The organism is Shewanella sp. 10N.286.48.B5 (genome assembly GCF_002874355.2).
In the GTDB taxonomy this organism is placed as follows: Bacteria; Pseudomonadota; Gammaproteobacteria; order Enterobacterales; family Shewanellaceae; genus Shewanella.
In genome coordinates this window covers 1,970,363-1,983,320 of the sequence record NZ_MCVG02000001.1, presented here as the reverse complement: position 1 = coordinate 1,983,320, position 12,958 = coordinate 1,970,363, and the positions used below count along the sequence as shown (strand labels likewise).

The following is a 12,958-nucleotide window of genomic DNA, read 5'->3' as shown; positions in this document are numbered from 1 at the left end:
AAAAATATCAGGAATTAAGTGTATTTTAATCTTTACTAAATCAGCCTGTTGAGGCTTAACATTAAAGTAACATTGTTGTCGTTTTAGTGTCATCGAACTTGAGTAGCTTAGCGCCCAACTTTGCAACAATTACTTAATAGAGACTAAAGCATGAAAACGAAAATTTTTCCGTTAACCACACTTTTGCCGTTAACCACAGTAATGTCAATGATGCTGCTAGCAGGCTGTAATGGTGATGATGGTCTTAATGGCGTTCAAGGTGTTGATGGTACGAATGGTTTAAGCTCGTTAATCTCAATCACTGAATTAACTGCCGGTAATAGCCAGTGTCCATTTGGTGGTCAACAGATCGAAACGGGGATTGATGTAAACATAAATGGTGTTTTAGACACAGATGAAGTGCTTACTGGCCAAACTCAAATACTATGTGCTGAAGCTCAAGGTCAATTGCAGTTAGGACTAATCGGTCGTTATGAGTCAGGAACTTTTGGCCAAAGCGCAGCAGAAATTGTTGACTTTCATCAGGCTAGCAACAGCGTATATGTAGTTAATGCACAAAGTGGCATGTTAGATGTCCTAGACTTATCTTCGTTAGCAAGGGTTAGTTCCGATGACATAACTGCGATTACTTTAAACAACCTTACTAAAACCTTAAGTGTAAACGTTGCTGAAGATGCTGAAATTAATGATTTAGGCAGCGTCAACAGTGTCAGTATTTATGGCGACTTATTAGCCGCTGCAGTTGAAAGAGCTGATAGTGCCGGCAATGCGACCCAAGGCAATGGTATCGTTGCATTTTATCAATTATCAGCCACTGCAGAGCCTGAATTTATTAAGGCCGTAGAAGTAGGGGCATTACCGGATAATGTGGTTTTTACCCATGATGGTGCCAAACTGGTTATAGCAAATGAAGGTGAGCCAAACTCTGATTATAGCGTTGATCCAGAAGGTACTATTGCGTTGATAGAGATTACCGATGGTCTGCCAGCAGATACTGCTACTTTGATTGATTTTAATGAATTTAATCTAGGTGAAGCTCGCCATAATGAGCTTAGTAATATGATTAAGATTAATGGACCAAACGCTTCAGTTTCACAGGATCTTGAGCCTGAGTATATTGCAGTGTCCAAAGATAATCAGTTTGCTTATGTCAGCTTACAAGAAAACAATGCTATCGCAGTGATTAACTTAGAGAATAATACCGTCGAAGCCATTAATGCTTTAGGCCTTAAAGATTACGGTAAAGCAGGTAATGAGCTTGATGCCAGCGACAAAGATGATGCCATTAATATCGTTAATTATGCTGGTGTCTATGGGATGTATCAGCCTGACACTATCGCCAGTTATCAATGGCATGGACAAGACTTTATTGTCACAGCCAATGAAGGTGATGCTCGTGATTATGATGGTTTTTCTGAAGAAGCCCGCGCCGATGATTTGATTTTAGACTCAAGCCACCCGCAAATATTAGCCGCCCAAGATAAAACTCAATTAGGCCGAATAAAGGTTACCACTAGCATGGGTGATGATGATAATGACGGCGATTTTGATAAAATTGTATCTTATGGTGGCCGCTCATTTTCTATCTGGAGTCATGCTGGTCAATTAGTCTTTGATAGTGGTAATGACTTTGAGAGGATTACCGCAGCAGTGCTAGGTGAAAACTTCAACAATCATAATGAAGAAAGCAAAGGCGATAGTCGCAGTGATGATAAAGGTCCTGAGCCTGAAGCGCTAGCGATAGGTAGAATCGGTGATAAAAATTATGCTTTCATCGGCTTAGAGCGTACATCTGGGATAATGATTTACGATATTACTAATCCTTTTGACGTCAGTTTTATTGACTATGTGGTGAACCGTGATTTTGATATCGACTTTGAAATAGACGGCGAAACCATGAGTGGGCAACCTGAGCTTGTGGGTGATTTAGGCCCAGAAGGGATGAAATTTATTCTAGCTGAGGATAGCCCTACAGGTTTGCCATTATTAATTATTGGCAATGAAGTAAGCGGCAGCACCAGTGTTTATCAAATAAGTTTTAATTAGCACAAAATAAGCTAAATCCATCGTTACACTCGAGCAGCAATCTTGACCCAGAACACTTACTCCAAAGACCAATATCAATTGATATTGGTCTTTTTGGTTTTTTGGTTCGTATGAGACAAGACATTATTGTTGTTTTTAATAGCAAAAAGGTGATTTTATTCTGATCTAGATCATGTATTCTGTCATTGTTTGATCAAGTTAACTATTTATCTAGGAGCACTCAATGGCATACGCAGACAGTCATACTTTTTTAATGGGTGAACATGTCATTTTAGAGCCGTTAACACTCGAGCATGTGCCAGCGCTAAGTCTTGCAGCTGCTGATGGCAACTTATGGGAGCTTTGGTATACCTCGGTTCCACATGCCAATGATATGAAAGCTTATGTTGAAAAAGCCATAGCCCAAGAACAACTTGGCGAAGCATTGGCTTTTGCCGTGCGGGACAAAACCTCAGGTGAGGTGATCGGTAGCACCCGTATCTGCCAATGGGATCAACCTAATCGTCGCTTAGAAATTGGCTACACTTGGTATGCAAAACGTGCCCAGCGCACCGGTGTTAACACCGAAACCAAATTGTTATTACTCGATTATGCGTTTTCAACCTTGGATGTCATGGCGGTGGAATTTCGCACCCATTGGCATAATCAAGCATCAAGGCAGGCAATTACGCGTCTTGGGGCTAAGCAAGATGGGGTGTTAAGAAACCATAAACTTTTGAAAGATGGCACAGTCAGAGACACAGTTGTTTACTCCATTATTGATTCAGAATGGCCAACGGTTAAGCAGCATTTAAAGCATCGTTTAGCTCATTACCAACAACAATTTAGCAATAGCATTGCGCACTCAGAAATTAATTACTAAGAAAGGATACAGTATGTTTAAAAAAGGATATCAGTTCGCCGCTGCGATCACGTTAGTTGCCACTAGCTTAAGCGTACAGGCGCAAGATAAAGCTGAAGCCGCATTTACTAATGAATTAGTCCAATGTGCCGCATATTATCAAATTAGCTCTAGCATGATTATGGGTATGAATGCGCCGCAGATGAAACCGGTTGGTGAAAGATTGAAAACATCAGCAGTTGAAGCTGAAAAATTAGCCGCGGGCTACTTAAGTGCCGAAAAGGCGGCTAAAGCGGTCACAGAAGCGAAAAACCAGCAGCTTGCCAGTTTACAAGGCCAAAGCGGCTTAGGTCCGTTAATGAATAAATACAAAGAAGTGTGTAAAAAAGCGGTGTTAGATCCTAAGGCGCGTCTCGATTACTGGGCAATGGTGACTATGTAATTTTAAGTTTGCGGCGCGCCAAGGTATTTTAAACCAAGGCGCGTTAGTTTTGTTAAAGTCTGAGCTAGTACATATAATGCAATTATCCCTCATGCAGTTAATTCTCATACCAAGCTCTAAGCCATAATCGATCGACTGAAATCGGTATTTAGTCATTTATTTTTGAGTCCATTTCCCTTTAGCTGTTTGGATAAAATGACTTTTTCTGGCTGCGGCAATGGCTTTTTGCGCGGCTCTTGCAGCGACATCTTCAGTGGATAATTTATTCTTTTTGGCAATTTTTTGATAATGTTGCTTTCGCTTACTATTTACCTCAGTTATTAATGTTTTTGCGTCGTTATCATTGACCACCAAACCAAGATAACCATTAGTTTGCTCACCAACTAATCCTTGGTCTTTAGCTTGTTGCAATGTCAACGCAGCTACATTTGAACTCAGTGTTAACCCTAGAAGTAACGTTAAAACTAAAGCCATGATTTTTGTGTTCATTATTGCTTCCTTATTGATTAAAACAGCTCATCATCTTCTAAAAGAATATCGAGCTCTTTATCGATTTTTATAATGATTTCATGCTCAATTTTTACATTAAGATTAATGACAATAGGCTTATCTGGTGGCTCAATTTTAACGGTTGGGGTACAGGCGCCTATCAGCAGTACTGATGCGGCAATAAGAAATATTCGGTAAATCGACTGAGTGTTCACAAAGGTGTCCTTTTACTTCACGGAACGTTCAATATCATTTTGCAGTTGGTTACCAATCTGCGTGCTTTTGTATAATTGAAATAGGTTCTCTTCATGAGAGTAGTTCAAATGAATAGGTCGTTCAATATCTTTGCTTTGTCCTTTTACTTGAACGGCTAATTGGGCATCGCCATTTTGTTGCATATCAAGTGTGCTTATTAGCTCGGAATACTGCAAGTGTTCTAATGCTTGCGCCACTATCTCTAAATGAGGTTGGCTTGCTTTCACTTGCTCAAGTGCTGGGTTATTAGAGACTTTGATTAAGCCGCCAGGGGCTCGGGCGGCTAAATGGCCTCCGGCAATATTAATTTTTCCATCAACTAAAGTCGCGGGTAAGACTCCGTCAAAGATCCCATCGGCATATACGCCTACTTGAGGCTGTGCTGCCAGTAAGGTTTGTAAACTAATGCCGTTAAGCATCAAATAGCCTTCTGACTTATCGTGTAATTTTAAAAAAAACTCAGGTATTAAAAACTCGCCATCCAGTAAATTGCCCCGTGCTGTTAAGTTGACGTCTGTATCACTTAAACCTGTGATTTCTTGTAACCAGTTTTTGGCAGGTATTTGCTCATTTTTACCTAATGAAATATCGGCTTTGAGATTGAGTTCATCTAAGTTTATGCCGACATAGGCGTTAGCAATGTTTAGCTCAGTTTGTTGACACAATAATCGACTTTGGCTGTAGGTTTTTGTTAATAATTGTGAGCTATGGGCTTGTTGCCAGTTAAATTGGCATTGGGCATTGATACTGCCATTATCAAAGAACATTTCGTTGTACTGCGCCTCAACATCAGAGAGTGACTGAGTAAATTTCATTTCAAATAAGGATACCCCTTGGCTTTCAACAAGGGCAAAACCAGCATCCAATTTATTATGGCCTGCAATGGATAAATCACTCGGCAGCATTTGAGTTTGCGCTAACACTCCAAGCAGAGGGGCTAAATCAGAGTCAGTGTGCCACTGACCGGCTAATGATAAAGGGTTATTATTTTTAGGTAGTTGCAGTAGGTGGTAGCTCGATAGTGCTAGCTCATCAAGTTGCCAAAGCTCTTTACCTGTGAGCAGCTGGCTGTGTAACTGCAGGTTTTGTTCAAGGGTTAAGCTGTCTAATCGCAGTAGTGGATAGCGGCGCAGTTTTGATTTAGTCGGGATCAATTTATCGATGCGGATATCGTTTAATTGCCAGATTAAATCACTGCTATTGCGCTGATTTAATAATGACGTAAGTAAGCTTGGTTGGCTTTTGATGTCATTAGTTGAATTGTTACTAGCTAGATTCTTAGGCTGGTTCATACTTGAAGGTAAGAGCTTTGAGGTTAATTCATCCACGGGTAACGTCGCTGGCATAAATAACTCAATTGCTTGTTTAGCATCAACAGCAAATTGGCCTAAATGTATTTCAAGCGATTCTTTGGCGTTAATCGTATCAGTTGCTGTGCTTAGATCTTGAAGATGAAACTTATCAAATCCGAATGAGAAGTCATTGAGCTTTATTTGGCTGCCGTCAATGGTTGAACTAAGCTCGCTAGCCCCTTGTTGTTGCCAGTTAAGTCCCTCAAAGGCGATAAGTTTGTTGGCAGATATTAAGCTTAAATCACTAAGCTGTAATTGAGCGTTTTGTTTGAGGCTAACTTTGGTTGTGGGGTGATTTTGACTTAGCTGATGCTCAACAGCTAATTGGCCTGTTAAGCTTGCGCCATCAATAATTAAAGTACTGTCGACATTATCTAAGTGACTTAAATCAATTGGTTTAACTTGGTTGATATCAACATTTATTGCGCTTTTTACTTGGTAGTTTTCATTAGCAATAGCGGCGCTGTTATCAGTAAAAATGAGCTGAGTAGTAAGCAGTGGATGGGCTATTTGTGCATTGAATGAAGCTAAATGTAAATCATAATGGCTATTTGAGTTTGGGCTATCGTTAGCCAGTGTGATATCCATGTAAGTCGGTGAGTTAAACGCCAAAGACCAGTCAATAGTGGCGTCACCCTTAGGTAATCCTGTATTTGTCTCGGGGCTAAGCTTAGCAACTTGAGTCAGTAATGACTGTATATTGTTCTCACTTTGGTTTTTTTCGAGATTTTGGCGATCTTCGACTTTTTGATTTACGTTGGCAACGCTATCTGCACGATTACCTTGAATATCATTTAAGTAACCGCTGAGTTTTATAAGCGCCTTTGGGCTGGTGGATTGCTGCCACGAAAACGGCGCTAAAGAAATTGATACCCGCTGATTAGCATTATGTGTATCTTGTGGCTGATAATTAACCTCGAGGCTGATGGGCATTTCAGGTTTAAAGCTAATAGTACTATTAACGTTATTGTCAGCAGTTGGCGCGATTTCAATATTGCTAATTTCGTGATGACTGCTGATTGACCCACTTGGTAAATCTAATCGTGTTTGCCCTAACCAGTTGCCATTAAATTGATAATTTGCCGCTGAAATAGGCGTTATTACAGGGGCTAAAGCTTGGGATAATAGTTGTAATCCCTGCTGTTCATCTGTATTCGTGGTGGCCGTTATTCTCTGAGTCACTGACTGTTCCAGCAATTGCAGGCTTTGGAGCACTTTATTGATATCGACATCGGAATTAAGCTGCCACTCACGTGGATTTAGGCTTAGCGCAATATCAATAAACTCTTGCTGCATAAGCAACAGCTTACCTGTCAGTATTGTTGAAGTTGAAGTAGCAAAAGATGTAGCAGCGCTTTTTTTACGACTTGTTTGATTAACTGCTATGTTTTGATTTTGACCACTGGCAGCAAGGCTTAAATTATGCGCCTCGATTAACGGCTGAGTTAAGTCTTTATCATCAGCCCAGTAAATATTTATCTTAGCCAGCTCAATGAACGGCAAATGATTGATACTCAGGCCGACATCAGCGTCAGTTGTTGCTTGGTTATCTTTACCCACAAAACGGCGCTTAAGAAATGAATAACCTAAGTTAACATCAATTCTTTCTACTGTAACAGCCTCAAAATCTTGTATTGTCAGAGCCATGTTTTTTAATGCGCCATAGCCATCGACTAATCTTAGCTCGGCATTGTGTAAGCTAATTACACTATCTTCATACTCAAGGGAGATAAATTTAAAATTGAGTTTATTAACAGTATCAAAGCTAACCGCGAGATCTTTAACCTGAATATCATAAGCCGAGGTGAGGGTGTTAAGTACTTTTAAGGCGATAGGGCGAAAATTTTGTTGCAGCACAAGCAAGCCTAATGCAATGGTAAAAAAGCATAGGATAAAGAATCGTTTAACAGTAAAAAGGCGAACTGTCATTTGGGCTGAGTAGTCTTTTAAGATATTGATTGTAAGCTAGTTTATCACAGCAGTTTACTCGCTGATATCACCCTGTTAACAACAGCAGGTTAAGCTGTGCTATTAACAGGGAAATAACTGATGCAAATTATGCTTATCGCCAGCGAATGTGGGTTGTGAGGGTATGACTTTCACCTGCTTGCAAGTGAACTTCATCTTCTAATACGTTAGCCGCTTCAAGGCAAACCATAGTGAGATAGTCATTATCATTAAAGCGAGATAAACGCTGGGACTTATCAATCCACGGATTCCATAACACCGCAGACTGGCTGTTTTCACGGCTGACTTCAATATCACCAGCTGCAGTATGCAGTACCTGGGTTTGTGCTAAACCTGTATAAACTCGGTCAGTTTCACGGTCAAATAACACGTCGTCAGACTCTTGGGCAAAAGGGCCTTTGGCAAATTCTATGTATTTGGAATCTTTAAAGCCTGAGGCTTTAAGTTGATGAATATCTTCAATAGGAAAATAACTGTGCAATGCTTGGGTAAAGTTAATTGGGTAATCAGCATTGTTTTTATTCACTATGCTGACAGTTAACGTTTCAGACAGTGAAAATAATACACTTACCTCAGTATCATGTGGCCAATACTGTTGCTGCTCGGCTGAAACTTTCAAGGTAAACACTAAATCAACAATTTGATTGCGCATTTTAACGGATGCTAAAGACCATAAACTGGTGCGGGCAAAACCATGCTGCGGGAAACCTTCAATGTCACTGGCACCAAACCATGGCCAACATATTGGAATGCCGCCGCGAATACCGTTACCCGGCTGATAATCATCAGCATCAGAGACCCATAACAAAGGCGCTTTATCTTTGGGCTGGAAAAAATCTATTTGAGCCCCTTGATGAAATATACGTGCCTGACAAAGTGGGGTATTAACTTCGACAAATTCCAAACCGTTTGGGTGTTTTTTAGTGGTAACCGAACCCATAATGCGTGTTCCTTGTTGTAGATATCGTTAGAGAAATAACTAAGCTCTAGCTTACAAAGTTTTGCGACATAACTTAAGCTATTTGGGCTTTGATTTTATGGTTTTAGTGTTCGGCAAAAGCGATAAGCAATAATGCTAATGTTGCCGAGATTAAGTATTAAGTGATGCGCTTTAATATAATCATTTAATTTAGCTGCGGCTGAAATGTAATAAGCGATTATTGGCCGGCATTGAGGTGTCGGCTTGTAAGCTTAGGCCTTGATCGCTTGCAAGTGATGTTATCCACTCTATATCTCTAATACCGCTTTGAGGGTTATTTTGCTTAAGCCACATATCAAATTGCGCATTACTGTCGCTACTAAATTGACCTTGATAATTAAACGGCCCATAAATTGCGACATTAGCATGTAAATTAAGATATTGCCCTAAGCCTTCAAAAAAGGCGACTACCATAGATTCGCTCATAATGTGAAGAGTATTGGCGCTAAATAAACCATCAATGTTTGTCGCAATTTGTGCACTTGGCCAAGCCTTGGTGACATCAAGTTCGATTGCGGCTAGTAGGTTTTCAGGGCCTTCAATGTGGATGCGGCTATTAAGCTGGGCTAAGTAATCACTTTGATCGCTAGCTTGCCAGATTAAGTGAGGTAAATGTTTAGCAAAATAAACACAATGCTGACCAGTACCACTGCCGATTTCTAATACTTGTGTTGAACTTGAAAAAACCGACTTTAACTCAGTTAAAATCGGTTTTTTATTATTTTCACAAGCTTGGGAAAACGGCAGTTGAGAGAGTTCGCTTAAGATAGGTCGACCTTTTCCATTTCTAATTGCTGCAATGCGATAACTGCTTGGGTGCGGTTTCTCACTCCGAGTTTACGAAATATTGCTGTGGCATGGGCCTTAATTGTTGCTTCAGATACACCAAAGTCATAGGCGATTTGCTTATTGAGTAAGCCTTCTGCAAACATTTGCAATACCCGATATTGCTGCGGGGTTAAGTCTGAAAGCTTACTGGCCATTTGGCTTGAAGGATCATCAGAAACGGGGAGTACTTCAGTTCCTTTAGGCAGCCAAATATCTCCTTGAAGAACGCCATCAAGGGCTTCTTTAAGGGTATCCATAGATGCCGACTTAGGAATAAAGCCTGAGCTACCGTAATGAATAGCACGACTGATGGTTTGGATATCTTCGTGAGCTGAAATCACCACCACAGGAATGTCAGGGTAATGGCCACGTAAATGTATTAGCGTAGAGTACCCATGGGATCCCGGCATTTGAAGATCAAGTAAAATGAGGTCAAGCTCACTGGCTTTATCATCAAGTATATGTTGCAGCGCTTCAGCACTGTCTGCTTCAAACCAATTGGTACCTTGAAAGGCATTACTTAACGCTTGTCTTAATGCATTTCGAAATAATGGATGGTCATCGGCAATAATTATATTTAAGTTATGTAGCTTCATGGCTTTTTAATAGTCTTGTTTGCACGTGAAGAAGATTTAATGTAACAGATAAGTAAGATAAAATTCTAGGGTTTATCAAATACAAAGCGGCAAACGAACAATTTAACTCATTATTTTAGACTTTTGTCTAATAAGCTTATGGGTTAAAGGCATGATTGTACGTAAAAACAGAAAGTAACGGAGCGAAAGAGTCATTCCGTTACTTAAACCTGCTTTTTGATAAGCAACTCGCCATTGAATAGGGTCAATCACGATTTATGATGGGCAGTTTTTTATAGCAATTTGAGTTTATGGCCACACTTGAGTTGGAGCGCGCTGCTCATCAACGGCGACGAATGTAAATACCCCGCGTATGGCATGCTCACGCTTGTCTTGATACATATCTTCAAGGAATATATTCACTTCAACTTTAATTGATGTGTTACCGACGTGGATAACGCGGGCAATTAACTCAGCTAAGCTACCTGCCGGTATCGCTTTTTTAAAATCAATGCGATCAGAACTAACAGTAACTAAAGACTTACGGCAAAAACGGGTGGCCGCAATAAAGGCGGTTTCATCCATCCACGCCAATGCATCGCCACCAAAAAGGGTGTTGTGATGGTTGGTATTGGAAGGGAAAATTGCTTTAATCACTCGCGACTCTGATTGTTCGATTCGCTTAGCGACATCTTCATGAAAACTAAGCTGTGATGTGATTTCTGTTTGACTAGTGGAGGGCATATAACGACCTAATATTATGCTTTTATGTGGCGGCTTCGCCAAGGTGGCGCGATTATACGTTTAAGCGGGAATAAAGGGTAGCTGTGCGAGGGAGTAGTAGCCTTAGATTAGCAAAGTTTAATTAATAATATGCACAAGTTTCATGAGCCTCTAACTTGTTTTAGGTTAAATCAACAAGGCCAATAACACAGGTCTTTAGTAGGCTAATACTTTAGCAATGTGGTACTAACCTGCGCTGCTGGTTTTTCTGAACTGCTTGGGGCAAATATCGTTACTATATATAAACGGTCAAATTCAGATTTCTCATTAATCTCAGTGCCGGGTTCGCCGCCCAGTAAATTCACCAGTTTAGGGGTGGTATTGCTGTGTCCAACCACTAATACCTTAGCGCCACTATTAAGCTGTAATTGGCTGGCAAATTCAGCTAACTCTCTGGGATTATAGTAACTGATTTTGAGGTATTGTGAGTTAGCTGTTGGCAGCGCTGTTTGCTCTGTGCGCTGGTATTGAGTGCTATAAACGGCATCAAGCTTAATTGCTGATAAGGTATTCGCTAAAGCAAGGGCGCGATTTTTACCTTGTTCTGTTAATTGTGGATCTTCACCAGTTTGTTTTTCACCATGGCGAACCAAAAAAATGGTGCTGGTTTTATGGGACGTTGATGCGCTAGCGTTAGACATAGCAGGAGTATTATGGCTATTTACCGCGGCGTTTTTTTCATTGGCTGTGGCGAGAATTGGCGAACTTAATCCAATGAAAATTATCGATATGATGCTTAACTGAAATATAATTTTTACTGAAGGGTAGCTCATCATTTTATTATCGCTTTTCGGGGGGAGTTGTTGATTAAGTAATTAACGAGAGTCGCTTAATATTAGTCACTTAACCTTAGTCAAGTAACATGAGTCACCTTACATTAGTCAAATAACATGAGTCACTTTACCTTAGTAAAGTAACATGAGTCACTTAACTTTAGTAAAGTAACATGAGTCACTTAACTTTAGTAAAGTAACATGAGGCACTTAACCTTAGTAAAGTAACATGAGTCACTTAACTTTAGTCACTTAACTTTAGTCACTTAACATTAGACTAGGACAGCAATTAACGAGACTATTATTACTGTCTTAGCCTAGATAAATAACTCAAGTGGCTAGCGATGGCTGACTTTAAAGAACAGTAGAATGTCCAATAATTTATCCGATGGAAAAATCTAGTTGCAGGGTGGTTTCTGCTTCAACGGGTTTGCCATCAACAAATTTTGGCGCATAACGCCATTTCTTAAGTGCTTTTAATGCTTCTATTTCAAAGGATTTCCCACCCTTGGATTTTATCACTTTAGGATTGGTGACAAAGCCATTTTTATCAATCGTTAATGACAATTGAACTAAGCCTTCTTTTCGTTGAATCAGCTTTGATCTGGGATAATTAGGGTTAGATCTAAATAGTGGTGTTTGCTCTTGATTAGCTTCCCATGGCGTCATATTTCCAATGGCTACGCAATGCTCGGTAGCCTTGGTTGGCTCATCTTGCAAGCTGTAAATTTCAACTAATTTAGCGTGAGCACTTAACTCGAAGGGATGGTCATAATCGAGCACGCTGTACTCTTTAATGGCTTGTAAAAGTTTAGTTTCAGCTTCAGAGTATTGTTTTTCCCAAAGTAATACTGAGCCGAGCAGATAGGTAGCATCGACTCTATCTGCAGAATTAGCCGGTAAATGCTGCACGTATATCGTTTCAGCATCAATTAGAAATTGCTTAACTCTTGAAGTATAAAACTCAGTATTCACCAAGCGTTTAAATGCCAGCATCAAGGTTTTAGCATGTAATAGTGGATTGCCAGAGTCTTCACTAATATTTATTGCTTCATTGAGTAAAGATCTTGCTTGTTTGTTATTTGTAGTGGCATCGGCCAGTAAGGTGAGTGGATCAATTAATTCTATATCGTCAATGGCGTCACCATTGGTACGATAAATATCTAAGGCCAATTGGTAAAAAGTCATTGCTTGTGATTTTTGCGCGTTTTTAGTTAACGCAGTAGCTAAATTTAAGGCTAAATTAGCGCTATTAATATTATCCTCGCCAAATTTGAGCTTACCTAAATCAAACGCTAACCGGGCATATTGTAGTTCTAACACCGCATCATTATTTTCTAATGCTAAATTATAATCTTTAAATGCAGTATTAAAATCGCTGTTAGCAGCCAAAGATGTCACAGGCAAAAGTAAGCTACTAACAAGTACAGCTATGGTTTTAAGAGATGATGATGATTTCATGTAAATCCTTTTAAATAATCAATATTTTGTGCTTGATATTTTCCTTTAAGCTGGCGGTTTTTTTTACCTGAGTCAAACTTGCAAGCTGTTAGCGGCAAAAACATTGAGCTCATGGGGCAATAATTGTTTAAGGCTGTGGCGGCAAATCTATTTATAGGTAACAGGT

At 39.9% G+C, this 12,958-nt stretch carries 12 protein-coding genes; 3 read left to right on the top strand and 9 right to left on the bottom strand.

Annotated elements, in window-relative coordinates; all coding sequences use genetic code 11:
* Positions 1-150 precede the first annotated feature (150 nt).
* From BCU57_RS08510 to BCU57_RS08500, 3 genes are all read left to right on the top strand, one after another.
* Positions 151-2,046, top strand: coding sequence for a choice-of-anchor I family protein (locus tag BCU57_RS08510; protein ID WP_102438185.1), 1,896 nt, complete (start codon positions 151-153; stop codon positions 2,044-2,046).
* A 223-nt stretch (positions 2,047-2,269) separates the two neighbouring features.
* On the top strand, positions 2,270-2,908 hold the full coding sequence (locus BCU57_RS08505; protein WP_102438183.1) for a GNAT family N-acetyltransferase: 639 nt from the start codon (positions 2,270-2,272) through the stop codon (positions 2,906-2,908).
* Positions 2,909-2,921: 13 nt separating this feature from the next.
* Complete coding sequence (locus BCU57_RS08500; RefSeq protein WP_102438181.1) at positions 2,922-3,329, top strand: hypothetical protein; 408 nt, start codon at positions 2,922-2,924, stop codon at positions 3,327-3,329.
* A gap of 156 nt (positions 3,330-3,485) precedes the next feature.
* Here BCU57_RS08500 and BCU57_RS08495 read toward each other — a convergent pair whose 3' ends face one another.
* The 9 genes from BCU57_RS08495 to BCU57_RS08455 form a co-directional block, all read right to left on the bottom strand.
* A complete protein-coding gene (locus BCU57_RS08495) occupies positions 3,486-3,818 on the bottom strand; it encodes a YdbL family protein (protein WP_102438179.1) in 333 nt (110 codons plus the stop codon).
* A 17-nt stretch (positions 3,819-3,835) separates the two neighbouring features.
* Positions 3,836-4,018, bottom strand: a complete 183-nt coding sequence (locus BCU57_RS08490) for a YnbE family lipoprotein (protein WP_241901002.1) — start codon at positions 4,016-4,018, stop codon at positions 3,836-3,838.
* A gap of 27 nt (positions 4,019-4,045) precedes the next feature.
* Positions 4,046-7,282, bottom strand: a complete 3,237-nt coding sequence (locus BCU57_RS08485) for a YdbH domain-containing protein (RefSeq protein WP_157936434.1) — start codon at positions 7,280-7,282, stop codon at positions 4,046-4,048.
* A gap of 205 nt (positions 7,283-7,487) precedes the next feature.
* The gene (locus BCU57_RS08480; protein WP_102438173.1) at positions 7,488-8,333 is read right to left on the bottom strand and encodes a D-hexose-6-phosphate mutarotase; all 846 of its coding nucleotides are present in this window, start codon (positions 8,331-8,333) and stop codon (positions 7,488-7,490) included.
* Positions 8,334-8,522: 189 nt separating this feature from the next.
* Positions 8,523-9,164, bottom strand: coding sequence for a DUF938 domain-containing protein (locus BCU57_RS08475; RefSeq protein WP_102438171.1), 642 nt, complete (start codon positions 9,162-9,164; stop codon positions 8,523-8,525).
* A complete protein-coding gene (locus tag BCU57_RS08470) occupies positions 9,134-9,796 on the bottom strand; it encodes a response regulator transcription factor (protein WP_076537614.1) in 663 nt (220 codons plus the stop codon). The genes BCU57_RS08475 and BCU57_RS08470 overlap by 31 nt, the downstream gene beginning before the upstream one ends.
* A gap of 288 nt (positions 9,797-10,084) precedes the next feature.
* Positions 10,085-10,519: an acyl-CoA thioesterase gene (locus tag BCU57_RS08465; RefSeq protein ID WP_102438169.1), complete on the bottom strand. Its 435-nt coding sequence runs from the start codon at positions 10,517-10,519 to the stop codon at positions 10,085-10,087.
* A gap of 203 nt (positions 10,520-10,722) precedes the next feature.
* Positions 10,723-11,334 (bottom strand): SixA phosphatase family protein, encoded by a 612-nt coding sequence (locus tag BCU57_RS08460; protein WP_198589282.1) that lies wholly within the window; start codon positions 11,332-11,334, stop codon positions 10,723-10,725.
* A gap of 378 nt (positions 11,335-11,712) precedes the next feature.
* Positions 11,713-12,792, bottom strand: coding sequence for a TonB family protein (locus tag BCU57_RS08455; RefSeq protein ID WP_102436533.1), 1,080 nt, complete (start codon positions 12,790-12,792; stop codon positions 11,713-11,715).
* Positions 12,793-12,958: the final 166 nt, after the last annotated feature.